The 23344-nt window shown below is 61.0% G+C and carries 25 protein-coding genes and 1 riboswitch; of the genes, 16 read left to right on the top strand and 9 right to left on the bottom strand.

The genetic code is table 11. The features are described from left to right. Positions 1-12 precede the first annotated feature (12 nt). Complete coding sequence (locus Q5Y75_RS19605) at positions 13-525, top strand: L,D-transpeptidase family protein (protein ID WP_306200756.1); 513 nt, start codon at positions 13-15, stop codon at positions 523-525. Here the strand turns inward: Q5Y75_RS19605 and Q5Y75_RS19600 are convergent. The 8 genes from Q5Y75_RS19600 to cysQ all read right to left on the bottom strand — a co-directional run bounded on the left by Q5Y75_RS19600 (position 522) and on the right by cysQ (position 9409). After that, positions 522-1955, bottom strand: coding sequence for a sulfotransferase domain-containing protein (locus Q5Y75_RS19600; RefSeq protein WP_306200754.1), 1434 nt, complete (start codon positions 1953-1955; stop codon positions 522-524). The genes Q5Y75_RS19605 and Q5Y75_RS19600 overlap by 4 nt on opposite strands. Before the next feature lie 6 nt (positions 1956-1961). Next, positions 1962-3662, bottom strand: coding sequence for a DUF5927 domain-containing protein (locus tag Q5Y75_RS19595; protein ID WP_306200752.1), 1701 nt, complete (start codon positions 3660-3662; stop codon positions 1962-1964). Further along, on the bottom strand, positions 3659-4645 hold the full coding sequence (locus Q5Y75_RS19590) for a glycosyltransferase family 2 protein (protein WP_306200750.1): 987 nt from the start codon (positions 4643-4645) through the stop codon (positions 3659-3661). Before Q5Y75_RS19590 ends, Q5Y75_RS19595 begins: the two co-directional genes overlap by 4 nt. A 224-nt stretch (positions 4646-4869) precedes the next feature. After that, entirely contained in the window at positions 4870-5631 is a 762-nt protein-coding gene (locus Q5Y75_RS19585; protein ID WP_306200748.1) for an FkbM family methyltransferase, read from the bottom strand. 103 nt (positions 5632-5734) lie between these two features. Next, positions 5735-6787 carry a glycosyltransferase family 2 protein gene (locus Q5Y75_RS19580; RefSeq protein ID WP_306200746.1) on the bottom strand — a complete coding sequence of 351 codons (1053 nt, stop codon included), beginning with the start codon at positions 6785-6787 and terminating at the stop codon, positions 5735-5737. Between the two features lies 1 nt (position 6788). Then, positions 6789-7772 carry a UDP-glucose 4-epimerase GalE gene (gene galE, locus Q5Y75_RS19575; protein ID WP_306200744.1) on the bottom strand — a complete coding sequence of 328 codons (984 nt, stop codon included), beginning with the start codon at positions 7770-7772 and terminating at the stop codon, positions 6789-6791. A gap of 39 nt (positions 7773-7811) precedes the next feature. Continuing rightward, the gene (locus Q5Y75_RS19570; protein WP_306200742.1) at positions 7812-8612 is read right to left on the bottom strand and encodes a 3-deoxy-manno-octulosonate cytidylyltransferase; all 801 of its coding nucleotides are present in this window, start codon (positions 8610-8612) and stop codon (positions 7812-7814) included. Next, a complete protein-coding gene (cysQ, locus tag Q5Y75_RS19565; protein WP_306200740.1) occupies positions 8612-9409 on the bottom strand; it encodes a 3'(2'),5'-bisphosphate nucleotidase CysQ in 798 nt (265 codons plus the stop codon). Before cysQ ends, Q5Y75_RS19570 begins: the two co-directional genes overlap by 1 nt. Positions 9410-9529: 120 nt before the next feature. Between cysQ and Q5Y75_RS19560 the strand changes: the two genes are divergently transcribed. Beyond that, positions 9530-10351, top strand: a complete 822-nt coding sequence (locus tag Q5Y75_RS19560; RefSeq protein ID WP_306200738.1) for an ABC transporter permease — start codon at positions 9530-9532, stop codon at positions 10349-10351. Beyond that, the gene (locus Q5Y75_RS19555; RefSeq protein ID WP_306200736.1) at positions 10348-10944 is read left to right on the top strand and encodes an SH3 domain-containing protein; all 597 of its coding nucleotides are present in this window, start codon (positions 10348-10350) and stop codon (positions 10942-10944) included. The genes Q5Y75_RS19560 and Q5Y75_RS19555 overlap by 4 nt, the downstream gene beginning before the upstream one ends. Here the strand turns inward: Q5Y75_RS19555 and Q5Y75_RS19550 are convergent. Further along, on the bottom strand, positions 10941-11543 hold the full coding sequence (locus Q5Y75_RS19550) for an alpha-ketoglutarate-dependent dioxygenase AlkB family protein (protein WP_306200734.1): 603 nt from the start codon (positions 11541-11543) through the stop codon (positions 10941-10943). The genes Q5Y75_RS19555 and Q5Y75_RS19550 overlap by 4 nt on opposite strands. Before the next feature lie 216 nt (positions 11544-11759). On the opposite strand from Q5Y75_RS19550, the gene dnaK reads away from it, so the two are divergent. From dnaK to radC, 13 genes are all read left to right on the top strand, one after another. Next, complete coding sequence (gene dnaK, locus Q5Y75_RS19545) at positions 11760-13670, top strand: molecular chaperone DnaK (RefSeq protein ID WP_306200732.1); 1911 nt, start codon at positions 11760-11762, stop codon at positions 13668-13670. 75 nt (positions 13671-13745) lie between these two features. After that, positions 13746-14894 (top strand): molecular chaperone DnaJ, encoded by a 1149-nt coding sequence (gene dnaJ / locus Q5Y75_RS19540; RefSeq protein WP_306200730.1) that lies wholly within the window; start codon positions 13746-13748, stop codon positions 14892-14894. Positions 14895-15009: 115 nt separating this feature from the next. Further along, a riboswitch (TPP riboswitch) is annotated at positions 15010-15110 on the top strand. Positions 15111-15153: 43 nt separating this feature from the next. Then, positions 15154-15957: a bifunctional hydroxymethylpyrimidine kinase/phosphomethylpyrimidine kinase gene (gene thiD, locus Q5Y75_RS19535; RefSeq protein WP_306200728.1), complete on the top strand. Its 804-nt coding sequence runs from the start codon at positions 15154-15156 to the stop codon at positions 15955-15957. Next, positions 15954-16931 carry an FAD-dependent oxidoreductase gene (locus tag Q5Y75_RS19530; RefSeq protein WP_306200726.1) on the top strand — a complete coding sequence of 326 codons (978 nt, stop codon included), beginning with the start codon at positions 15954-15956 and terminating at the stop codon, positions 16929-16931. Before thiD ends, Q5Y75_RS19530 begins: the two co-directional genes overlap by 4 nt. After that, positions 16915-17109 (top strand): sulfur carrier protein ThiS, encoded by a 195-nt coding sequence (gene thiS, locus Q5Y75_RS19525; RefSeq protein WP_306200724.1) that lies wholly within the window; start codon positions 16915-16917, stop codon positions 17107-17109. The genes Q5Y75_RS19530 and thiS overlap by 17 nt, the downstream gene beginning before the upstream one ends. 3 nt (positions 17110-17112) lie before the next feature. Then, entirely contained in the window at positions 17113-17883 is a 771-nt protein-coding gene (locus Q5Y75_RS19520) for a thiazole synthase (RefSeq protein WP_306200722.1), read from the top strand. Continuing rightward, on the top strand, positions 17880-18476 hold the full coding sequence (locus tag Q5Y75_RS19515; protein WP_306200720.1) for a thiamine phosphate synthase: 597 nt from the start codon (positions 17880-17882) through the stop codon (positions 18474-18476). Before Q5Y75_RS19520 ends, Q5Y75_RS19515 begins: the two co-directional genes overlap by 4 nt. After that, a complete protein-coding gene (locus tag Q5Y75_RS19510; RefSeq protein WP_371933292.1) occupies positions 18455-19438 on the top strand; it encodes a ThiF family adenylyltransferase in 984 nt (327 codons plus the stop codon). The genes Q5Y75_RS19515 and Q5Y75_RS19510 overlap by 22 nt, the downstream gene beginning before the upstream one ends. Positions 19439-19454: 16 nt before the next feature. Then, on the top strand, positions 19455-20390 hold the full coding sequence (locus Q5Y75_RS19505) for an ABC transporter substrate-binding protein (RefSeq protein ID WP_306200718.1): 936 nt from the start codon (positions 19455-19457) through the stop codon (positions 20388-20390). After that, positions 20387-21070 (top strand): thiaminase II, encoded by a 684-nt coding sequence (tenA, locus tag Q5Y75_RS19500; RefSeq protein WP_306200716.1) that lies wholly within the window; start codon positions 20387-20389, stop codon positions 21068-21070. Before Q5Y75_RS19505 ends, tenA begins: the two co-directional genes overlap by 4 nt. Further along, positions 21067-21795, top strand: coding sequence for an ABC transporter ATP-binding protein (locus Q5Y75_RS19495; RefSeq protein ID WP_306200714.1), 729 nt, complete (start codon positions 21067-21069; stop codon positions 21793-21795). The genes tenA and Q5Y75_RS19495 overlap by 4 nt, the downstream gene beginning before the upstream one ends. After that, positions 21792-22526, top strand: a complete 735-nt coding sequence (locus Q5Y75_RS19490; protein ID WP_306200712.1) for an ABC transporter permease — start codon at positions 21792-21794, stop codon at positions 22524-22526. The genes Q5Y75_RS19495 and Q5Y75_RS19490 overlap by 4 nt, the downstream gene beginning before the upstream one ends. Positions 22527-22561: 35 nt before the next feature. Then, on the top strand, positions 22562-23320 hold the full coding sequence (radC, locus tag Q5Y75_RS19485; RefSeq protein WP_306200710.1) for a RadC family protein: 759 nt from the start codon (positions 22562-22564) through the stop codon (positions 23318-23320). Positions 23321-23344: the final 24 nt, after the last annotated feature.

The following is a 23344-nucleotide window of genomic DNA, read 5'->3' as shown; positions in this document are numbered from 1 at the left end:
AGGCAGACGGCAATGGATCGGCGGACATTTTCACTGGGCGCGGTCGCGACGCTGAGCGTTTCGGCTTGTGGCAGCAGTTCAGCAAAGCGGTTTCGTACCTATAACGGGCCCGAGGTGACCTCGGTTGTAGTCAACAAAGGCGCGCGGCGGATGTATCTGCTGCATAACGAGCAGGTACTTAAGGAATACGATATCGATCTGGGCTTTGCGCCCGCTGGCGACAAGCGGATCAAGGGCGACGGCAAGACGCCCGAAGGCACCTATTGGATCGACCGCCGCAACCCCAACAGCAGCTTTCACCTGTCGTTGGGCATTTCCTATCCCAACTCCAAGGACATCGCCGAAGCCAAAGCGATGGGGAAAGAGCCGGGCGGCGACATCTTCATTCATGGCGAGCCGAACCGGAACCGGCGCAAGGCCAGAAACCCGGATTGGACCGCAGGCTGCATCGCGGTGAAGAACGAAGAGATGGAAGAGATATATGCGATGGTGACCGACTGGACCCCGATCGCCCTGCGCCCCTAAGGCGCGCGCCAGTTGGTGAACCCGAACTGAATGTAATCTCGCTGATAGGTATTGGCGCAGGTTTTTTCCAGATCAGCATCATAGATATCGGCCAGCGCATAAGGCGCGTCCGCTATCCTGGTCAGTGGTGCAGGCGGGTTGGGATGGCCAAGCTGACTTGCGAGTGCGGGCAGCTGTGCTTGGATCTCATCCTCGCGCAGCACCAAGTCCGGCAGTGCAAAACCGGCGAAACCTGCCAGCGTTTCGGTCTGACTGCCCCAGCTTCCATCCACCCGGATTGAGGTCTGCCCTGCCAAGTTCAGACGCAGAAATGCCAAAAACGCCTCGAACGCTGCGCGGTGATCGTCTTTGGTGTAGCGGTCATCCGGCGCTTCTTGCGGCAGCGGCAGCCTGTAGTGATCCCTGAGTATGCGCCGAATCCGCAGATAGCTGCCTTGTTCGGTGGCAAGGATTTTACGGCAAAAGACCGTGTGCGCCCGCGCCAACGGATGGCAGACCACCGTGAAACGGCGGTGTTCTGGCCGGTCTCGCATCCAGCCGCGGATGGCCTTCTGGTTGGCGCCAGAGGTCAGAGTGACCTCAGGCACATCATCCAGCGCGGCCATCCAGTGTTTGACCACATCGTCGGGTCCGCCCGCCACAGGCATGAACATCAAAGGCGTCTCGGCCGCCAGAACATAGCTCGGCACGGTCGGACCCCGACGCGGTTCGAAATTCGGTGTGCGTGTCAGGTTGAACCGGTCCAGCTTAGTCAGGGCTTTGACCATGCCTTTCGGGTTCGAAACCTTGGCCTCGACCGGGTCGGGATTTTGCCGCATCAGGTTCTGATCCAGCTCTTTCAGGCGCCCCTTGATGCCAAGCCAGGCGGCGAGCCCGTTCAGAACCTCGACATCCTGCAGGTCTTCGTAGTCCAGATAAAACGCCGTCTGCCCCGTCTTTTGCAGCGCGTTCAGCAAGGTTACCTGAAAGGCTTGAATCGTTTCGACGTGATCCACAAATTCCTGCCCGTCGAATTTGGCCTTGGCTTCTTTTCGGCGCTTTATGTTGGTGAGTTGCCATTGCTTGGTGGCGCGCGCGATTTTCCACGAGACATAGCTGTCCAGCGGGTTGCGGGTCAGGATGATTTTGGCGCAGCGCGGATCGGACAGTGCATGTTCCAGAATTCGTGGATCGTGATCGTGGAAATAGCGAAACCCGCCCAGCGTGCCGGGGACATCACGGATCGCCGCAATCAGGGATAGCGGATCGCGGTCGCGCGCCTCTTGCGAGATGTTCAGGATGTCAGAGTATTTCGGCCCGCCGATGAAATGCGGATTGAACGCCTCGCCATAGCTGGTGATGCCCGGCAGCGCGTTCAGGTTGGCCTCAAGAAAATTCGAGCCGGTGCGCATCTCGGCAAAAACGATGAAATAGTCGAAGGCAGTGGGCATGTCGCGTCAACGCACCAGATAGGGCTTGCGCAGTGGCCGCGACTGATTCACCAAATCCGGTTCGACCGGAAAATCGCCCATCAGGTAGGGATGCATGCCCTGGTTCTTGAGGTTTTGCAGGAACTGCCCAAAGCCACTAAGATCAACCATCGTCGGCGCTTCGGTGAGCTGGGGTGCCGGGCCTGTGGTGATCTCGTCGATGATCATCTGAACCGGCTCCATCGGCGATTCCACAAACTCGGCCATGGACCAGATGCGCACCCGCGCCTTGGTCAGTGGGGAGCGCAGGATGCTCAGATGCTCGCTTTCGATCTTTTGCAGCCGCGCGGCTTCGGCGCGCAGATCAGCGAAGTTGCTGTTTGACCGGAACAGCGGCACCGCCCAGGCACCGGTGATCACCGAGACCTGCGCGTTGGTATCGCGAGCGACCAGATCGTTGATCTTCTGATTGTCGCCGGGCCCGAACTGGAAACATTGCCGTTCGCCGCGGGTGTTCCAGATCAGGCTGGTCAGAAAGGCGGTCGGATTATAGTCGCGCAACACGGCATTGTCGCAGAGCGCGCCGTTGATCATCGTGTCACCACCGGCAAAATGGACCCGGTCGGGCGCAAATAGATGACCGTGCACGCGCATCCCGGTTGCCTTTTTCAACCAGGGTTCAAAGTCCTCGAACAGCTCGGCAAAGCCCTGGAAGACCGAATAAGGGTTTGATGTCAGCCCGTTTTCGTTGCCATGGCGCGGAAAGCGGCTTTGCATGTAGAGCCCGTCGCGCCCGCGCGTGCGTCGTTCCACCGCCTTGGCAAAGATCCGGTCGATCTTGCCGGGGTTGGGCTCGGTCCGTTTCATCGCCTCGGACTGGTCGGTCAGGAACGCCTGATAAAGCCGGTTGGCGCGAGGCCAGATCTTGCGGGCCACAAAGCAGTCGGAGCGCCGCAAAAGCTGCAGGTGATCGTCATAAAAGATATGCGGCTTGCCCCTGAAATCGAACTTCGACAGTGTCAACGAGCGGCTTTCGATACGACTGGAATACTGCCGCGCCAGGGTCTGATAATAACTCTCGTCAGGGATCCAGACCTGCCGGAAATACCGGTCATAGGCGGTGCGCTTGGGGTCTTGCAGGAGCGCCGACAGGGTTTGACGGGTCAGGCACCACCATTGGCTGCCCATATGCGGCGTCAGCCCGTCGGGGATCTTCCGCTTCAGGCCCAGCGCGCGTTGCAACTCGACATATTTGTCGAACAGGAAGCGGTTTTTTCGCCACGAGAACGGAAAGCGCAGCGTGAACCTTTCGCTGTCCAGCCCGCCGACTGTCCAGGGCACATCGGCGGTGGTGGCGCTTTCGATGAAGTCGGTGCGCGGCCGCTCATCCAGATAGTCGATCAGCTCCTGCACAGGGCGCAGCGGCAGGCAGGCACCGGAGGCCAGAAAGACGTGCCGCACATCCGCAAAGCTCTCAAGCATCTGCTCTGATGCAGATTGCGAGGCGGCCACGATCCCCCAGCCACCCCATTCGCATTTGTGGCGCTTGCAGAACAGGATGTCGGGATCATTTGCGCAGGTCGAGCGGAAAGCGTCATAGATCGGGCGGGGGATCTTTCGATCGACATGGATGATAACCGGACAGCCCGCCGCGCGCCAATGACGCGCCACCTGTTCAGCGCGATCCAGCGCGGTATGTACCAGCATGACGATGCCAACGCTGCTCATGCCCAGTTCCCCTTGGACATCAGACCGAGGATCTCCAACTGGCGCCAGTTGATGTAGCGCTCTGACCATTTACACCACATGTCGGGTTGATCCTGTTCCGCCTTTTCATAGGCGCGGTACTCTGCCGATTTGGCATAATGCTGGTTGCGCTGCAATTCCTCTGCGGCCTTGGCGGAAAACGTGTCCAGAAATTTGGTGTGGAGCAGTGCGCCGCTGGCCTTTTCGCCGCCCCATTCTTCGTAGACCTGGTTCAGCCCGCGCGGCAACAGCGCGTGGGTGGAGCTGACATAGGCATATTTGCGCTGCCATTTGACCAGCGGTATCTTGTTGAGCGCCGGAGCTTTCTTGGGCGTTTCGGCAAAGAACACGCGGCTGCGCGGCCCGCCCTGAATCCAAAGGTTGCCATAGGTCAGGTTCTTGGTGATCGAATAGTTGCCGGTGTCAAACCACTGCGCGATTTCCAGCGGGTCCTGACCGGGCTGATAGGCTACGTCGCTCAGCTTGCCCTTGGGATAGACATCGACCAGCATCGCCCCAAAGCTGCGGATCGAAGAGCCATCCAGCCAGTCGGTCAGCGCCTGGATCGGGCGGGTGTCGCAAAACGGGTAGATAAAAAACTCGTCCGGGTCGACAACCAGCGTCCAATGGTCATGCGCATAGGTCCGCTTGAGGTAGTTCATCCAGTCAACACCATGGGTCGCCCGGCGATAGCTGTGGCGCGTGTGCCAGATCGAGATGTCGCTTTGCCCGGACAGGTAGTCCAGCGTGCCATCGCTGCTGTCATTATCGACCAGCAGGAAATGATTGATGCCCATCTCTCTGTAATATTTCAGGAAATAGGGCAGCCTGATCTTTTCGTTGCGGATGGTGCTGACCAGCAGGACGTCGCCGGGTTTGATCGCGCTGGTATTGTCCTGAACATTTGACAGTTCGCGGCTCTTGCGCAGGCATCGCAAAAGACGGCGCCTGCGCCGCAACCTCATACGATACGAATCCCATAGACCCACGAAATGTCCAACCCTTGAGTGGTGCGACCGGACAGGCCCCTCCGGAAAAATCCGGCAAGGACAGTTGGTGCAACATATAGCCCATTTATTCGTATTGAATATTAATGGGTTTAAAATGCGTTATCATTTGGGCTTTTGTGCCACGCTCCGGTGCATACGTGATGCTCAAGACCCTATCGAGGGGAAATCTGGCACCGCCGTCACCCTTTGAGCAGGAAACTGGGAAATTGCCCCAGCGCGCGGGGGGTCTGAAAGGCCTGCGCGATGGGGCCTGTAACCTCTTCGCTCTGGCAATGACTGTAGAACTCCAGGCTTTCGCCAAGCGCACGCATCGCCTCGGGGCGGTTCTGTTCGTCCAGGAACGGCGCATGGGTCGACAGATAGAGCGCCGGGCGCTGGGCGCGCAGCCAGGGCAGCAGCGTCGGCAGCAGTGAAAACTCCGCCCCTTCGACATCCATCTTGACGAGCGACACCCCGCTCAGGTCAACGGATTGGGTGAACTGATCCCAGGACAGGCTGATCACATCGGTGCCCTGTTCCGGATCACCCAGCACCGAGGTCATCGAGTCTCCTGCCTCGCCACCCAGGCTGGCCATGCGAACGATGCCGGTATCCTTCCAGAGCGCCACGCCAAAGGCCGAGACGTTGCGGATATTGTTCAACTCAAGATTCCAGATCAGATGGCGATAGGCCACCGGATCAGGCTCGAAACACCAGACATGACGCGCGCGGCGTGAGGCATAGAGAACGGTCGGCCCTGTCCAGGCACCGATATCGACATAATCGCGGTCGGGCGACAGGTTCTGGTCCAGCACGGCAAAGGTCTCGGGCTCCCACTGGCCCGCGGTTGTCTTGCGCCAGAATTTCGAATGATAGGGGTCCAGCCGGAAGGGTTCGCCATTCAGGGCGCCGTTGTAGTAGCCGCGTGCGCGGTAGAGCATTTTGCGCGCTTTGGTGAACATGGCCTGCCTCCGTTTCGTTTCTGCGCCCGCAGCGTCTTGTGGCCGCCGAGTCGCCTTACCTAGATAGCGGGGCAAGGTCGATAGGTCTTTGATCGGCCCCGTGCTACAGACCCTCCCAACCGCCGCCGCTGAGCAGGCCCAGACGCTGCAACTGCTGCCAGCCCTCATAGCGCTGCGTTTGCGAGCCCCAGAGGGTCGGCGCGCTGGCGATCCGGTCGTAATAGGTGCCAAATTCTTCGGGATGGGTGAAATGCTGTCCGCGCCGCTGCTCGATCGCGGATTTGGGCAGGATCTCGGGCAGGAATTTGGTGTGGAGCAACACGCCCGAAGGGGCGGTGCCGCCCGGTCCGTCATAGGCGAAGTTCAGATCGCGCGGCAGGATCGAATGGCAGGAATTCACATAGGCATATCGCCGTGACCAGCGGATCAGCGGGATTTTGTTGAGCGTGGGCGAGCGTTCCGGGCGGTCGGCGAAGAACACCCGTTCACGCGCTCCGCCCTGCACCCAGAGATTGCCCAGCGGTTGCTGCCACTGGCCGCGATACGGGTCGGGATCGAAACCGTTCACCACCTCCAGCGGGTTAGCTCCGGGATTGTAATCTTGCGCGCCGATCGGCCCTTGCGGGTAGAGGTCCAGCATCAGCGCGCCAAACACCCGCCGGTTTTGCGCATCGAGCCAGCCGGTCAGATCGCGCAGGTCACGTTGGTCGCAATGGGCGAATACCAGCAATTCATCCGCGTCCGCCATCAGCACCCAATGCCCATGGGCATAGCGCATCTGCAACCATGTCACCCAGTCCAGACCAAACCGCGCATCGCGATATGGGGCATCAGTATGCCAAAGCGAGACGTCCGGCTGATCGCGCAGCAACCCGGTTGTGCCGTCGTCGCTGTCATTATCGACGATCAGAAAGTGATTGATGCCAAGGGTGCGGTAGTAATCCAGGAAATGCGGCAGCCGGGTGATCTCGTTGCGCATGGTGGCAACCAGCAGGATATCATCCGGTTTGATCTTCTTGGTCCGGTCCGCCAGCGCGCGCAGGTGATGGCGGCTGCGCAGAGACCGCCAGAGCAATCGCCGCCGTTTCCACCGCAAGCGATAAGCGTCTGTCCAGCCTATCGCTCTCCGCGGGTCGGAGGTGACGACGCGCGCCACCCTATTTCTCGTAGTGCCCGTTCTGGTGCCAGCGCCAGGCGTCGGCGATCATCTGATCCAGTTTCGAGCGCTCCGGTTTCCAACCCAACTCCTGCAGGGCGCGGACCGAGCCCGAGACCAGCTTTGTGCAATCTCCGGCGCGGCGCGGCCCGATCTCATAGGGGACCTCGCGATTGGTGACCGATTTCGAATGATCGATCACTTCGCGCACGGAAAACCCCGACCCGGTGCCCAGATTGAACACCTTGCTGCCCTTGCCTTCGCGCAGCCAGTTCAGACCCAGAACATGCGCATCCACCAGGTCGCAGACATGCACATAGTCGCGGATGCAGGTGCCGTCGGGCGTGTCGTAATCGGTACCGAACACGGTCAGCGCGTCCCGTTTGCCGTCGATCGCGTCCAGCATGAGTGGCACCAGATGGGTCTCGGGGCGGTGGAATTCACCCACCTCGCCCTCGGGATCGGCGCCCGCCACGTTGAAATAGCGGAAGATCACATGGCGCAGCCCATGCGCAGCCTCGAAATCGACCAGAATATCCTCGATCGCACGTTTCGAGGCGCCATAGGCGTTCAATGGTAGTTGCGGCGTGTCTTCGTCCAGCACCACATTGTCATGCTCGCCATAGGTGGCACAGGTCGAGGAGAAGACAAAATCCAGACATCCTGCGGCCACCGCCGCCTCGATCAGGTTCAGCGAGCCGGTCACGTTGTTCGACCAGTAGCGGCCAGGCTGCGACATGGCCTCGCCGACTTGGCTGAGGGCTGCGAAATGCATCACCGCGGCGGGCTGGTATTTGGCAAAGACCTCATCCAGCCGGGCGCGGTCCAGCAGGTCGCCCTGCTCGAACGGGCCGAATTTCACCGCGTCCTGCCAGCCGGTCACCAGATTGTCGAATGTGACAGGGGTGAATCCCGCTGCCGCGAGCGCCTTGCAGGCATGCGAGCCGATATAGCCCGCGCCACCCGTTACCAGAATATTCGTCATGCGCCGATTTGCCTTATACAGTGTCTATTATGGGCACGATTATTCGAGCCCCATATCCTTCATCATCGCTTCCAGCCGGGGCACGTCTTCGGGGTTGTTCAACTCCCAGAACTGGCGGCCTTTGGCTTGCACTTCGACACATTGCACCCGGTGGCTCTGCTCCATGAAGCGCAACTGTTCCAGACCTTCCAGCTCTTCCAGAGGGCCGATGGGCCAGCTCGGGTAAGAGGACAGCGCCTCGGGCCGGTAGGCGTAAACGCCAACATGGTGAAAGACCGGCGTGGGCGCGTCATCGCCGTAGGTCTGGCTGGTGAAGGGCACCACTTCTTTCGAGAAATACATCGCGGTGTGATCGGCTGAGAACACCGCAGTCGTGCCGCCGACCCGGTCGTTTTTGCGGTCATGCAGAAAGCTGTTCAGCGCCGCACCTTCGCAGCGCAGTACAGGGGTCGCGACACCGGCACCTGGGCTTTGACGCAGGGCGGCCACCAGATCCTCGACAAACCAGTGCGGGGTCAGCGGCGCGTCGCCCTGCAGGTTCACGATAATTTCATAACTCCCGCCCAGCGCTTCATGCGCTTCGGCGCAGCGTTCGGTGCCATTGCGGCAGGTGTCCGAGGTCATCACAACCTCGGCCCCGAACCCCTCTGCTGCGTCGCGAATCCGGTCGTCATCCGTTGCCACCACCACACGATCGATGCCCGAGACTGCACAGGCAGCACGCCAGGACCGTTCGATCAGAGTCTGCGATTTGCCGGTCGCGCCCTTGAGAGGCACCAGCGGTTTGCCGGGGTAACGGGCCGAGGGATAGCGCGCGGGGATGACGATCAGGACGGACATCAGGCCTCTTTCAACTCCACACCGGGCGCGTAGGCGATGAAGAACGGGTTGGCATAGCCGTCCTTGCCATAGATCAGAGGTTCATGCGTATCAAAGCGCACCACCTTGCCGCCCGCGCCTGCCAGCACTGCGTGCCCCGCAGCGGTGTCCCATTCCATGGTTCGGCCCACGCGGGGATAGATATCCGCCTCGCCAGTGGCGACCAGACAGAACTTGAGCGACGAACCCGCGCTCTTGCTGTCCTTGACGCTGTATTTGTTGATGTAGTCGTCGGTGGCCTGATCGCGATGCGATTTCGAGGCGACGACCATCAGCGCCGAATTATCCGCGTTAGAGACTGTTATCGGCGTGGTTGCCCCCGCCTGATCCTTGTCCAGAGCGCCGCTTTCTTCGACCGATTGGCCATCGGCCTGCGTATAGAACATGCGTCCTTTGGCGGGCGCGTAAACGACGCCCCGCGTGGGCGTGCCGTTTTCGACTAGGGCAATGTTGACGGTGAAATCGCCGCGCCGGTGGATGAACTCCTTGGTGCCGTCCAATGGATCGACGATCAGGAAGGTGTCGCCCTTGGCAGAATGCGAGGCCGCCTGTTCCTCGGTGACAAGCAGGATATCGGGAAAGGCGGCGCGCAGCCCGGCCGAGATCAGCGCATCGGCGGCCTCGTCCGCTTCGGTGACCGGGCTGTCATCGGATTTGACCTTCACGTCGAAATCGTCGGAGTTGTAAATCTCCATGATCTTGTCCCCGGCTTCCAGGGCCAGCCGCCGAATGACAGGAATTAGGTCGTCATAGGTCACAAAAAAGCTCCGATCTTGTGATTTGTTGCTCTGAGGCATTGGTGCTCTTATGCTGTTCCTGTAACGGAACGGCAAGATTTCCGTGCGAGATTTTGGGCAGCATTACGGGACGAGCCAAACGTGTTTCGATACCGCCGGAATACATCTCTGCTGAGCGGCGCGCTCACCATGGCCGAACTGATCTTTCATTCGGTAGCGCGCAGCGTGCGGTCCAAACACAACAATGCCTTTCTCGCGTTGGGGCAGAACATGCTGCAGGTGGTCGTCATGGTGGCGGCGTTTTACTTCATGTTCCAGCTCTTTGGGATAAGAACCGCACCGCTGCGCGGGGATTTCGTGCTGTTTCTGCTCACCGGCGTGTTCTTGTTCATGACCCATGTGAAATCGGTTGGCGCCGTGATGGGCGCGGAAGGGCCGACAAGCGCGATGATGCTGCATGCGCCGATGAACACCATCATCTCGATCAGCGCCTCGGCCTTGGGGATTCTCTATATCAACATCCTGACCGTGTTTCTGATCCTGTTCGGATATCACGCAGTTTTCGACGCGGTTGAGCTTCAGAATCCCGCCGGTGCCTTTGGAATGCTGATACTCGCCTGGTTCACCGGCTGCGCGGTCGGGTTGATGTTCCTATCGATAAAGCCCTGGTTTCCAACGACGGTCGGGATCATGTCGACCGTCTATCGACGGGCGCAGATGATTGCGTCGGGCAAGATGTTCGTGGCCAATACAATCCCGGCCTCGATGCTGGTGGTGTTCGACTGGAACCCGTTGTTTCACATCATTGACCAGAGTCGTGGTTTTGCCTTCCGCAACTATTTCCCGCATGTCACCAGTTGGCACTACGCGCTTGGCGTTGGTGTGGTGCTGATCATGCTGGGTCTGATGGGCGAGTTCTATACCCGCCGCCACGTCTCAGCCAGCTGGTACGCTAAACGATGAGGCTGCTTTGCGCGCTGATGATCCTGCTGGCAACAGGTCAGGTTGTTGCGGCGGATTCATGGCCACGGCTTTATGCGGTGACGGGCGTTGCCGCCGACGATGCCCTCAATATCCGCAGCGAGCCGCGCGCCAGTGCTGACAAGATCGGTGCGCTGGCCCCGGATGCGCGTGATGTCGAAATCGTACGGCGCGATGAAAGCGGCAATTGGGGTCGGGTCAATATCATGGAACATGGCGGCTGGGTCGCGATGCGGTATCTTGCTGCGCAGTCCCCCGGTTTCGACGCCGAGTATTCTGGACCGTTGCACTGTTACGGGACCGAACCCTTTTGGTCGCTGAGCGCTGATCCTGATGGTGCAGCAGAGTTTCGGTTCTTTGACGCCGAACCTGCAGCGTTGCGCGCGGGTGGCCGCCAACCAGCGATGGGCTATTCCGACCGATTGCGCTTTGCGCTGGGCGACAGCGGACAGGCGATCATCCGGCGGGCCGAGTGTTCCGACGGCATGTCCAACAACGCCTTCGCGCTTGAGATCGATTTGATCCTGGATGACGATCGCTTCCTGACCGGGTGCTGCTCGATCGCCGCGCGTTAGGTCACAACCCGCAGGGTCAAGTTGATCCGGCCGCCCTTTGGCAGCAACCGCGAAGAGCCGAAGCGGATGCGATCGATCCCGTGATAGGTCAGCCGCGCAGGCCCGCCCATCACCACCACATCGCCCGAGTTCAGCCAGGTCGATTCCGTTTTGCCGCCGCGCGTGGTGTTACCGATGCGGAACAGCGCGTCATCGCCCAGCGAGACCGACACGACCGGCCACGAGAAATCGGCCTCATCCGTGTCCTGGTGCAGCCCCATACGCGCGCCTTCGCCGTAGTAGTTGATCAGGCAGCTGTCGGGCCGCCGGTCAAGCCCGGTCAGCTCCTGCCAGATCCGCAGCACGTCTTCGGGGATCGCGGGCCAGGGCAGCCCCTTGGGATGCTGCGCCTCATAGCGATACCCGGCCCTGTCGGTGATCCAGCCAAACTCTCCGGCCGAGGTCATGCGCACCGACATTTTCTGGCCCCGCGACGTCACCGGAGAGATGAGTGGCGCCGCTTTCAGAATCGGTCGCAGGGTTTCGATCAGACCCGCCTGCGCGGCAGCATCCAGATACGATTTCCTGATGTCGAACCCGCGCAAAAGCAGCCTGCTCATCCCCGACTTCCCATTCCTTGCCAAAGCCTTGCCAAAAAGGTCACAGATTCGCGAAAACCCGCGTTTCAGAGTGCTTGCAGCGCCTGTGCCCGACCCCTATATACGCCGGGACGCGCGATGGTGTAGTGCTGTCGCGCAACACTGAATCGGAATTTGAATGCCAGAACGGGTTCAAGTTCCGGGACATCGCCTTGAAATAGAAAGGGATCGAAACGCATGAGCAAAGTTATTGGGATCGACCTTGGGACCACAAACAGCTGTGTCGCCATCATGGACGGCTCGCAGCCAAAGGTTATCGAAAACGCAGAAGGGGCACGGACCACGCCCTCGATCGTCGCCTTCACCGATGAAGAGCGTCTGGTCGGTCAGCCGGCAAAACGTCAGGCGGTCACCAACCCCGACAACACCGTGTTTGGCGTCAAGCGCCTGATCGGTCGTCGTTACGACGACGCGGCGGTTGCGAAAGACAAGAAAATGGTGCCCTACGCCATCGTTGATGGCGGCAATGGCGACGCCTGGGTCGAGGCCAAGGGTGAGAAATACTCGCCCAGCCAGATCTCGGCCTTCACGCTGGGCAAGATGAAAGAAACCGCCGAGAGCTATCTGGGCGAGGAAGTCACGCAGGCCGTGATCACCGTTCCGGCCTATTTCAACGACGCACAGCGTCAGGCCACCAAGGATGCGGGCAAGATCGCCGGTCTGGAAGTGCTGCGGATCATCAACGAGCCGACAGCCGCTGCGCTGGCCTATGGTCTGGACAAGGAAGAAACCCAAACCATCGCGGTCTATGACCTTGGCGGCGGGACCTTCGACGTGACCATTCTGGAAATCGACGATGGGTTGTTTGAGGTGAAATCCACCAACGGCGATACCTTCCTGGGTGGCGAAGACTTTGACATGCGGATCGTCAACTATCTGGCGGACCAGTTCAAAAAGGAAAACGGCGTCGATCTGTCCAAAGACAAGATGGCCCTGCAGCGTCTGAAAGAAGCTGCGGAAAAGGCCAAGATCGAACTGTCCTCGACCTCGCAGACCGAGATCAACCAGCCGTTCATCTCGATGGACCCGTCCTCGGGCCAGCCGCTGCACCTGGTCATGAAACTGACCCGTGCCAAGCTGGAACAGTTGGTGGGCGACCTGATCAAACGGTCGATGGACCCCTGCAAGGCGGCTCTTAAGGATGCTGGCCTGTCCGCGGGTGACGTGGATGAGGTGGTTCTGGTCGGTGGTATGACCCGGATGCCGAAAGTGGTCGAAGAAGTGACCAAATTCTTCGGTAAAGAGCCGCATAAGGGTGTGAACCCTGATGAGGTTGTCGCCATGGGCGCCGCCATTCAGGCCGGTGTTCTGCAAGGCGACGTCAAGGATGTGGTTCTGCTCGACGTGACCCCGCTGTCGCTGGGCATCGAAACGCTGGGTGGTGTCTTCACCCGCCTGATCGACCGCAACACGACGATCCCGACGAAAAAGTCGCAGGTCTTCTCGACCGCCGAGGACAATCAGAACGCGGTGACCATCCGCGTGTTCCAGGGCGAACGCGAAATGGCCTCGGACAACAAGATCCTGGGTCAGTTCAACCTCGAAGACATTCCGCCCGCACCGCGCGGTATGCCGCAGATCGAGGTGACATTCGACATCGACGCCAACGGCATCGTGTCTGTGTCGGCCAAAGACAAGGGCACCGGCAAGGAACACAAGATCACGATCCAGGCCTCGGGTGGTCTGTCTGACGATGACATCGAACAGATGGTCAAGGATGCCGAAGAGAACGCCGAAGCCGACAAGGCCCGCAAGGAACTGGTCGAAGCCAAGAACCAGGCGGAAAGCCTGATCCACTCGACCGAAAAGTCGGTGGAAGAGCATTCCGACAAGGTTGATCCAACCACCGTCGAGGCCATCGAGCTGGCGATTGCGGCGCTCAAGGACGAGCTTGAGACCGAGAATGCCGACAAGATCAAATCGGGCATCCAGAACGTGACCGAAGCGGCCATGAAACTGGGTGAGGCGATCTACAAGGCGAGCCAGGAAGAAGGCGATGACGAACCCGCCGCGGCCGATGCCGCACCTGGTGAGGACGACATCGTGGACGCCGAGTTCGAAGATCTCGACGACGACAAGCGTAACTAACGGGTAAACCGTGCCTGATTGGGCCGGTCCGGTATCCGGACCGGCCCATGCTCGTTGAGGCAGAAGGAAAATCGGATGTCAAAACGCGACTATTACGATGTGCTCGGCGTGTCCAAGGGCGCTTCGGCGGATGAGATCAAGAAGGGCTATCGCCGCAAAGCCAAAGAGCTTCATCCCGATCGCAACAAAGACAATCCCAATGCGGAGTCGCAGTTCAAGGAAGCCAACGAAGCCTATGAGGTTCTGAAGGACGCAGACAAAAAGGCCGCCTACGACCGGTTTGGCCACGCGGCCTTTGAAAACGGCATGGGCGGTGGTGGCCGTCCGGGCGGTGGCTTTGGCGGAAACGGCGATTTTTCCAGCGCGTTTTCGGATGTGTTCGACGACCTATTTGGCGATTTTATGGGCGGCCAGCGTGGTGGCGGCGGCCGTCGGGCGGCGCGCGGTTCGGACCTGCGCTATAATCTGCGGGTCTCGCTTGAGGACGCGTTTGCCGGTTTGCAAAAGACGATCAATGTGCCCACATCAGTGGCCTGTTCCGCCTGTGAAGGCACCGGGGCCGAAGGTGGTGCGGAGCCCACATCCTGCCCGACCTGTTCCGGCATGGGCAAGGTGCGCGCTCAGCAGGGTTTCTTTACAGTTGAACGCACCTGTCCGACCTGTTCCGGCCTTGGGCAAATCATCAAGAACCCTTGCAAGGTCTGTCAGGGTGCGGGCCGCGTCGAAAAGGACCGCGCGCTGTCGGTAAATATTCCGGCAGGTGTCGAAACCGGCACTCGTATCCGTCTGGCGGGCGAAGGTGAGGCCGGGATGCGCGGCGGCCCTCCGGGCGATCTCTATATCTTTGTCGAGGTCGCGCAGCATGACCTATTTGAACGCGATGGCGTGAACCTTTATTGCCGCGTGCCGGTCTCGATGGCCAAGGCCGCGCTGGGCGGGTCCATCGAGGTGCCGACAATTGACGGTGGCCGGGGCCGGGTTCAGGTGCCCTCGGGCAGCCAGTCGGGCCGCCAGATGCGCCTGCGTGCCAAGGGCATGCCTGCGCTGCGCGGTGCCGGTGTTGGCGACATGTTCATCGAACTGGCGGTGGAAACCCCGGTCAATCTGACCTCGCGCCAGAAGGAACTGCTGCGCGAGTTCGAAGAGATCAGCGATGACAACAACCCGGAATCGCACAGCTTTTTCTCTTCGGTCAAATCCTTCTGGGACGGCATGAAGGGTTAAAGCCCGCGAAATTCCCTATATCAGAGCCGGTCCAATGGATCGGCTCTTTTGTTTTGCTCTTGTAGCGCTGTGTCATTTCTCCCCTTGATTCTTTGTCGCGACCCTGAGATGAACGCGCAAACCGTTGGGGTGCCTCCGGGCTGAGAGCCGCATCTGCGCCAACCCATCGAACCTGATCCGGGCAGTGCCGGCGTAGGAAACGGTCTCAGAATACCGAGCGTGCCCACCGCCCATTGTCCCCAAAACGGGAGTGCAATGGATGACGCCAATTGCCCTGACCATCGCAGGCTCCGATAGCGGGGGCGGTGCCGGTATCCAGGCCGACCTCAAGGCGATGTCCGCGCTGGGTGTTTATGGCGCCAGCGTCATCACCGCCGTCACTGCGCAGAACACTCAGGCTGTGACCGCCGTACATGGCATCCCACTGGAGGTGATCCGTGCCCAGATCGACGCGGTGCTCTGCGATCTGGATGTGGGTGCGATCAAGATCGGCATGCTGGCCTCGCCCGAGATCATCCATACGGTTGCCGAGGCCTTGCGGGGCTTTGGTGGCCCCGTTGTCCTTGATCCGGTGATGATCGCCAAATCCGGCGATGCGCTGCTGGCCAATGAGGCGGTCGCGACCCTGCGCGACGTTCTGATCCCGCGCGCCACTGTCATCACCCCGAACCTGCCCGAAGCGGCACGCTTGCTTGAGGTCAAACCGGCCCAGACGCAGGAGCAGATGTTTGCGCAAGCGCAGGCCCTGATCGGGCTGGGCGCGCAAGCGGTGGTAATGAAGGGCGGTCATGCCGATGGGCCGGTCTGTCACGACATGCTGGTGAACGGCGTGGGTCTGCTGGCCGATTATACTGCGCCGCGCCGCGCCACGATCAATACCCATGGCACCGGTTGCACGCTATCCTCTGCCATCGCCGCGGGGCTGGCAAAGGGGCAGGATCTGGAAGAGGCCATGCAGCGCGCCCATGGATACCTGCAGGGCGCTATCCTAAAGGCCGACGATCTGAAGATCGGGCAGGGCCACGGGCCGGTGCATCACTTTCATCAGGTCTGGGAACAATGACGCTGCATTCTGTCATAGGGGCCGGTGTGGCCGGTCTGACGGTGGCGACTGAACTGGCCGCGCGCGGCGCGCAGGTGCAGGTCTTTGACCCTGCTGGCCCACCTGGCCCGCATGGTTGTTCCTGGTGGGCGGGCGGCATGCTGGCGCCCTGGTGCGAATATGAAAATGCCGAGGAGCCGGTGCTGCGCCACGGCCAGACTGCCATTGATTGGTGGGCGCAACATACAGAGGTGGATCGCTCCGGTACGCTGGTTGTGGCCCATCGCCGCGACCTGCCCGACCTGCGTCGTTTCTCGCGCCGCACCGAAGGCTATGCGCAGGCGGGTCGCGACGAAATCACCCAATTAGAGCCTGATTTGAGCGGTTTCGAAGCTGGGCTGCACTTTCCACAAGAGGCCCATCTCGATCCCCGTTCTGCGCTGAAAAGCCTACGCAAGGCGCTTGTGGCAAAGGGCGTCCCTTTCTACACCGAACCCGCGTCTGCAACGCTCGAAAACGCCATTGATTGCCGCGGCTATGCCGCCCGCGACCAGCTCGTCGATCTGCGCGGAGTGAAGGGCGAGATGCTGGTTATCCGCTGCCACGATGTGACGCTCCGCCGTCCGGTGCGTCTGCTGCATCCGCGCATCCCGCTTTACGTGGTGCCGCGTGGCGAGGGTATCTTTATGCTGGGCGCGACTATGATCGAAAGCGAGGATAAGGCGCGGATCACCGCCCGCTCGATGCTGGAACTGCTTAGCGCCGCCTTTGCCCTCAACCCGGCCTTTGGTGAGGCGGAAATCCTGGAAACCGGGGTCGACCTGCGCCCGGCCTTTCCCGACAACCTGCCCCGTATCCGGCGCCGGAACGGGCGCATCTATGCCAACGGCCTCTACCGGCACGGCTATCTTCTGGCCCCGGCCCTGGCGCAGGGTGTCGCCGATCTGGCGCTAGAGAACACACATTCGGAGTTCGTCGATGAAGATCATCGTTAACGGTGACCCCCGCGAGGTGGCGGCCACAACCCTGTCCGAGTTGTTGGCCGAATGCGGCTATTCCGGGCGCGTGGCAACGGCGGTGAACGAGGTCTTTGTCGCCTCATCCGCCCGGATCCGCCACGCGCTTGCCGATGGCGACCGCGTCGAAATCCTCGCACCGATGCAGGGGGGCTGAGCAATGCGCAGCTTCTACGGCAGCCAACTGGCCAACCCGCTGATGCTGGGTACGGCGCAATATCCCAGCCCTGCGATCCTTGAGGCAGCGTTTCGCGACTCGAAGGCCGCCATTGCCACCGTCTCACTACGGCGCGAGGGGGCAGGCGGTGCCGGGCAGAGCTTCTGGCAGATGATCCGAGATCTGGAAGTGCATATCCTGCCCAACACCGCTGGCTGTCACACGGTGAAAGAAGCGGTCACGACTGCCCATATGGCACGCGAGGTGTTCGACACCCCCTGGATCAAGCTAGAACTGATCGGCCATACCGACAGCCTGCAACCGGATGTTTTTCAACTGGTCGAAGCCGCCCGCATCCTGACCGAGGACGGGTTTGAGGTCTTTCCCTACACCACCGAGGATCTGATCGTGGGCGAGCGATTGCTGGGCGCGGGCTGCGAGGTACTGATGCCCTGGGGTGCACCGATCGGGTCGGGCCGGGGGTTGGCCAACGAATACGCGCTGCGCGCCATGCGGTCCGAATTTCCCGACACGCCGCTGGTGGTGGATGCCGGGATCGGCCTGCCCAGCCACGCCGCCCACGCGATGGAGCTGGGGTTTGACGCCGTCCTGCTCAACACTGCGGTCGCCCGCGCCGGTGATCCCGCAGCGATGGCCCGGGCCATGGCGCAAGCGGTCGAGGCGGGCAGGTTGGCCTGTCAGGCCGACCCGATCGAACCACGTGATATGGCGACCCCGTCAACCCCGGTGATCGGAAAGGCGTTCCTGTCATGACGCTCGACCGGTTTTATCCGATCTTTGATGATGTTTCCTGGCTGGCGCGCATGCTGCCGCTGGGCGTCAAGCTGGCGCAGCTTCGCATCAAAGACCGCCCCGAGGCGATCATCCGCACGCAGATCCGCACTGCGGTTGATCTGTGCCGAACCCATGACGCGGTGCTGGTGGTGAACGACTATTGGCAGATCGCCATTGATGAAGGGTGCGATTGGCTGCATCTGGGGCAGGAGGATCTGGACGAGGCCGACCTGTCTGCGATCCAAAAAGCGGGTCTAAGACTGGGACTTTCGACCCATGATGACGCGGAACTGGACCGCGCCCTGTCGCTTGACCCGGCTTATATCGCGCTTGGCCCGGTCTATCCGACGATTCTGAAAAAGATGAAATGGCATCAGCAGGGCCTGCCGAAAGTCAGCGAATGGAAGGCTCGCGTCGGGTCGGTGCCCTTGGTCGGCATCGGCGGCATGAGCGTGGAACGCGCGCCCGGCGTGTTGGAGGCGGGGGCGGATATCGTCTCGGTCGTGACCGACATCACGCTGAACCCTGACCCCGAGGAGCGTGTCCGGCAATGGATCGAGGTCACGCGATGAACCGCTATGCGCGTCAGATGAAGTTGCCAGAGGTCGGTGCTGACGGTCAGGCATTGCTGTCTGATGCCCGCGTTCTGGTAATCGGTGCGGGCGGTCTTGCCGCGCCGCTGCTGCCGCTTCTGGCAGGCGCGGGTGTCGGGCATTTGACCATCCTTGATCCGGACGCGGTCGAGTTGTCGAACCTGCATCGACAAACCTTGTTCAGCGAGGCGGATTGCGGTCAACCCAAGGCGCTACGTGCCGCGATGCGCTGTCAGGAAATCAACTCCGAAGTCTCGGCTGTTGGCGTTGTGCAGGCCTTGACCCCCGCAAACGCGGCGCAACTCGTCCAGCAGGCGGATATCGTGCTGGATTGCGCCGACAGCTATGCGGCGAGCTATGTATTGAGCGACACTTGTCGCGATCTGAAAACTCCGCTGATCAGCGCCTCGGCGCTGGGGTTGGGCGGTTATGTCGGCGGGTTCTGCGGCAACGGTCCCAGCCTGCGCGCGGTGTTCCCCGAGATGCCCGACAACACGCAAAACTGCGCCAGTTCGGGTGTGCTAGGGCCTGTTGTGGCAATGATCGGCGCGCTGCAAGCACAGATGGCGCTGTCGGTCTTGCTGGGGTTTGACCCATCGCCCATCGGTCAGATGGTGCAGGTCGAGGCCAAGAGTTTTCGCCTCTCGACCTTCCGGTTTGACTCCGCGCCTGAGCCCGAAAGCGGCTTTGCCTTTGTGGCCCCGGCCAGCCTCGGTGCTCAGTATAAGATCTTCGAACTGCGTGATGCCATAGAAGCAGCAATTCCGGCCCATCCGGACGCCGTGCGGATCGCGCCGGATCAACTGCACGCCGCGCTTCCCGATCCCGATACTCCGCTTGCGCTGTGCTGCGCTACCGGTCTGCGGGCCTGGCGGGCAGCAGAACAGATCACAGAAATCTGGCCCGGCGAGATCGTCCTCGTCGCGGCCTCCACCTCATGAACAGGGTATTGATAACATGAAGAAAATTCTCACCACATTGGCGCTCCTTGCCGCCACTCCGGCTTTTGCCGCAGACAAGATGACTGTCCTGCTGGACTGGTTCGTGAACCCGGATCACGGGCCCATCATCGTGGCGCAGGAAAAGGGTTACTTCACGGATCAGGATCTTGAGGTCGAGATCATCGCCCCCGCCGATCCGTCCGCCCCGCCGCGTCTGGTTGCGGCCGGTCAGGGCGATCTGGCGGTCAGCTATCAGCCGCAGTTGCATCTGCAAATCCATGAGGGTCTGCCGCTGAAACGTGTCGGTACGCTGGTTGCCACGCCGCTGAACTGCCTGCTGGTGCTTAAGGACGGGCCGATCAAGACGCCCGCCGACCTAAAGGGCAAGAAGATCGGCTTCTCGGTCGCCGGTGTGGAAGAAGCGGTGCTGAGCACGGTTCTGGGCAATTACGGCGTCAAGCTGGACGAAGTTGAACTGGTCAATGTGAACTTCTCACTGTCGCCTTCACTGATGTCCGGTCAGGTCGACGCGGTGATCGGGGCCTATCGGAACTTCGAGCTGAACCAGATGGATATCGAAGGGCGCCCCGGCACCTGCTTTTATATCGAGGAAGAGGGCGTGCCGCCTTATGATGAGCTGATCTATGTCGCCAACCCGGCGAACATGGATGCCGACAAGGTGGCGCGCTTTCTGGACGCGACCGAAAAGGCCACGCAGTTCATCGTGAACCATCCGCAAGAAAGCTGGGAGATTTTTTCGGGCACCTCGCCGGAATTGCAAGATGAGCTTAACAAGCGGGCCTGGAAAGACACTCTGACCCGCTTTGCACTGCGCCCCGCCGGGTTGGATGCGGGTCGCTACATCAGGTTCGAAGAGTTCCTCAAGGACAAGGGCCTGACCGACAGCGTCAATCCGGTCTCCGACATGGCCATTGACGTGACCGCACAATGAGCGCTGCGCCCGAGTATGGCCGCGCCTTCGGCCTGATGCGCGCGGCCACCGGCGAGACGTGGCGGGATTATACCCGCCACGCCTTTGTCGAAGGTCTGAGTGATGGCAGCCTGCCCAATGACGCCTTTCTCCACTATCTGCGGCAGGATTTCGTGTTCCTCACCCATTTCTCGCGCGCCTGGGCGCTGGCGGTGGTCAAGGCCGAAACCCATGACGAAATGCTGGTGGCGTCGTCCACCGTGAACGGGCTGATCCATGAAGAGATGATGCTGCATGTCGGCGTTTGCGCCGAGGCTGGCATTTCGCATGAAGAGCTTGCCGCGACGCCGGAACGGCCCGAAAACCTCGCCTATACGCGCTATGTGCTTGAGGCCGGGTATAGCGGCGACTTCCTGACCTTGCTGGCTGCGCTCGCACCCTGCGTTATGGGCTATGCCGAGATCGGATTGCGCCTGAAGCAAGAGGCACGCTCGGACACCTATCAGCAATGGATCGACACCTATGCGGGCGATCAATACCAAGCCTATTGCCGCGATGTCGGGGCCATGATCGACAGCGCTGTAACCCGCCGTCTGGGCGAGGGCTATGACCAACTGCCGGTCTGGCAGAGCCTGTGCAAGACCTTCCGCACCGCCACAGAGCTTGAGGTCAAGTTCTGGGAAATGGGCCTGACCCCGTGAATGCAGCACCCGAGATAGTGGTCGAAGGGGGCGCCTCCATCGATGGGGTGCCCCTTTTTGCGCCGCTGTCGCTTGTTCTGAAGGCGGGGGAATGGACCTGCCTTCTTGGCGGCTCGGGTATTGGGAAATCGACGGTTCTGCGCCTGATCGCCGGGTTACAGACCGGGGCCATGTTTGACGGTGCAATCCGCGCCTCTGACGGACAACCGGTGGCGCCGCGCGTCGCCTATATGGCTCAGGACGATCTGCTGCTGCCCTGGGCGGATGTGGCGCGCAATGTGACCCTGGGCGCGCGTTTGCGTGGCGAAAAGCCCGATGCCGACCGGTTGGCAAGGTTGTTGGGCCGCGTCGGCCTGTCCGAGCATGCGCATAAGAAACCCGCGGAGCTGTCAGGCGGGCAACGGCAGCGCGCGGCATTGGCACGGACGCTGATGGAGGACAAGCAGATCATTCTGCTGGATGAACCGTTCTCGGCACTCGATGCTCGGACCCGGGCCGATATGCAGGAACTGGCGGTCGAATTGTTGCAGGGGCGCACCGTTCTGCTGGTGACTCATGATCCGGGCGAGGCGGCACGTCTGGGCCAGACCATCGCGGTGATGTCGCACCGCAGTCTCGATCATTGCGCCGTGCCCTCGTCGTCTGCGCCGCGTCTGGTGGATGATATCGAGATGCTGGAAACCCAGGGCGCGCTGCTGCGTTTGTTGCGAGAGCGCGCGGCATGAGGATCGGCGCCCCCCTTGCAGCGACGGTTTTTGCGCTTCTGCTCTGGCAGGGCGTGGTGATGTTCACCGGCCTGCCGCGCTTTATTCTGCCGGGTCCCATGGTGGTGGCCGAGGCCTGGTGGGCAAACCGTGCGGTGATCGCTGAAAACACGCTTGTCACTGGTCTGGAGGTTCTGATCGGCCTTGTCGTCGGTTCGGCGCTAGGGGCTGCCACGGCGATTCAGCTTGCCTCGTCGCGGACCGCGCGGGTGCTGGTGCAGCCGATGCTGGTCTTCACCCAAGCGCTGCCGGTTTTTGCCTTGGCCCCGATCCTGACATTGTGGTTTGGCTACGGGTTAGGGTCGAAAGTGGCCATGGCGGTGCTGATCATCTACTTCCCGGTGACCTCGTCTTTTTTCGACGGGCTGATGCGCACGCCCGAGGGGTATCTGGATCTGGCGCGCACGATGCAGGCCAGCCGCCGTGCGATCCTGTGGCAGATTCGCGTGCCTGCGGCGCTGCCCTCGCTGGCCTCGGGGCTACGGCTGGCGGCGGTCTATGCGCCGATCGGGGCGGTGATCGGCGAATGGGTCGGATCGTCGCGTGGGTTGGGCTATCTGATGCTGCTGGCCAATGGCCGGGCCAAGACTGATCTGATGTTTGCTGCTATGCTGACGTTGGGCGTGCTCTCGGTGCTGCTGCATCTGGTGGTGCGCAAGCTGACTGCGCGTATGGCAGGCGAAGCGCGTTAACCTCGTAGAAAGTGATTCCCGCGCAGCCTCGCGGCATGTCCAGTAAAGACGCGTTTCAAGATGCCCCGATGCTGTTCGACCCGGATGAGGCCCCGGCGGTTGCGCTGCCCAAGGGCCGCATGCCGTCTTATATCAAGGATCACCGCAAACGCCTGCGCGACCGGTTCATGTCGGGTGGGGCTGCGGCGATGCCGGATTACGAGATGCTGGAGCTGGTGCTGTTCCGCGCCATCCCCCGGCAGGACGTGAAGCCGCTGGCGCGCTTGCTGTTGGGGACATTCGGGGACTTCAACCGGGTGCTCAGCGCGCCGTCGGAGCGTTTGGCCAAGGTCAATGGGGTTGGAGAGGCGGTGATCACCGAACTCAAGATCGTCGAGGCCAGCGCGCATCGGCTGGCGCGGGCACGTGTGCTGCAACGCCATGTGCTATCGGGCTGGGATGCGCTGCTGGATTATTGCCACACCACCATGGCCCATCGCGAGACCGAGCAGTTTCGCGTGCTCTATCTGGATCGCAAGAACGTACTGATCGCTGATGAGGAACAGGCACGCGGAACGGTCGATCATGTGCCGGTTTACCCGAGAGAGGTCGCAAAACGGGCGCTAGAGCTGAATGCCTCGGCGCTGATCCTGGTGCACAATCACCCCTCGGGCGACCCGACCCCCTCGCAATCGGATATCGACATGACAATGCGCATTCAGGACGTGTGCCAGGCGCTGGGACTGATTCTGCATGACCACCTGATCATCGGAAAATCGAACGAGTTGAGTCTTCGCAGCGAAGGGTATCTCTGATGCGCGATCCGAAAAACGGCATCC

The organism is Ruegeria discodermiae (assembly GCF_030758345.1).
Classification (GTDB): Bacteria; Pseudomonadota; Alphaproteobacteria; order Rhodobacterales; family Rhodobacteraceae; genus Ruegeria_C.
Note: the sequence above shows the minus strand (reverse complement) of the source record. Positions and strands in the feature narration are given on the sequence as shown.

What these genes read in the sequence shown, in the direction of transcription:
- Q5Y75_RS19595 (WP_306200752.1), bottom strand. Translation starts at nt 3,662, where the DNA reads ATGAGCAGCGTTGGCATCGTCATGCTGGTACATACCGCGCTGGATCGC.
- Q5Y75_RS19570 (WP_306200742.1), bottom strand. Translation starts at nt 8,612, where the DNA reads ATGTCCGTCCTGATCGTCATCCCCGCGCGCTATCCCTCGGCCCGTTAC.
- Q5Y75_RS19585 (WP_306200748.1), bottom strand. Translation starts at nt 5,631, where the DNA reads ATGTTCACCAAAGCGCGCAAAATGCTCTACCGCGCACGCGGCTACTAC.
- Q5Y75_RS19505 (WP_306200718.1), top strand. Translation starts at nt 19,455, where the DNA reads ATGAAGAAAATTCTCACCACATTGGCGCTCCTTGCCGCCACTCCGGCT.
- thiD (WP_306200728.1), top strand. Translation starts at nt 15,154, where the DNA reads ATGACGCCAATTGCCCTGACCATCGCAGGCTCCGATAGCGGGGGCGGT.
- dnaK (WP_306200732.1), top strand. Translation starts at nt 11,760, where the DNA reads ATGAGCAAAGTTATTGGGATCGACCTTGGGACCACAAACAGCTGTGTC.
- Q5Y75_RS19600 (WP_306200754.1), bottom strand. Translation starts at nt 1,955, where the DNA reads ATGCCCACTGCCTTCGACTATTTCATCGTTTTTGCCGAGATGCGCACC.
- galE (WP_306200744.1), bottom strand. Translation starts at nt 7,772, where the DNA reads ATGACGAATATTCTGGTAACGGGTGGCGCGGGCTATATCGGCTCGCAT.
- Q5Y75_RS19590 (WP_306200750.1), bottom strand. Translation starts at nt 4,645, where the DNA reads ATGAGGTTGCGGCGCAGGCGCCGTCTTTTGCGATGCCTGCGCAAGAGC.
- Q5Y75_RS19515 (WP_306200720.1), top strand. Translation starts at nt 17,880, where the DNA reads ATGACGCTCGACCGGTTTTATCCGATCTTTGATGATGTTTCCTGGCTG.
- tenA (WP_306200716.1), top strand. Translation starts at nt 20,387, where the DNA reads ATGAGCGCTGCGCCCGAGTATGGCCGCGCCTTCGGCCTGATGCGCGCG.
- Q5Y75_RS19605 (WP_306200756.1), top strand. Translation starts at nt 13, where the DNA reads ATGGATCGGCGGACATTTTCACTGGGCGCGGTCGCGACGCTGAGCGTT.
- Q5Y75_RS19550 (WP_306200734.1), bottom strand. Translation starts at nt 11,543, where the DNA reads ATGAGCAGGCTGCTTTTGCGCGGGTTCGACATCAGGAAATCGTATCTG.
- dnaJ (WP_306200730.1), top strand. Translation starts at nt 13,746, where the DNA reads ATGTCAAAACGCGACTATTACGATGTGCTCGGCGTGTCCAAGGGCGCT.
- Q5Y75_RS19555 (WP_306200736.1), top strand. Translation starts at nt 10,348, where the DNA reads ATGAGGCTGCTTTGCGCGCTGATGATCCTGCTGGCAACAGGTCAGGTT.
- Q5Y75_RS19490 (WP_306200712.1), top strand. Translation starts at nt 21,792, where the DNA reads ATGAGGATCGGCGCCCCCCTTGCAGCGACGGTTTTTGCGCTTCTGCTC.
- Q5Y75_RS19520 (WP_306200722.1), top strand. Translation starts at nt 17,113, where the DNA reads ATGCGCAGCTTCTACGGCAGCCAACTGGCCAACCCGCTGATGCTGGGT.
- Q5Y75_RS19530 (WP_306200726.1), top strand. Translation starts at nt 15,954, where the DNA reads ATGACGCTGCATTCTGTCATAGGGGCCGGTGTGGCCGGTCTGACGGTG.
- thiS (WP_306200724.1), top strand. Translation starts at nt 16,915, where the DNA reads ATGAAGATCATCGTTAACGGTGACCCCCGCGAGGTGGCGGCCACAACC.
- radC (WP_306200710.1), top strand. Translation starts at nt 22,562, where the DNA reads ATGTCCAGTAAAGACGCGTTTCAAGATGCCCCGATGCTGTTCGACCCG.
- Q5Y75_RS19510 (WP_371933292.1), top strand. Translation starts at nt 18,455, where the DNA reads ATGGATCGAGGTCACGCGATGAACCGCTATGCGCGTCAGATGAAGTTG.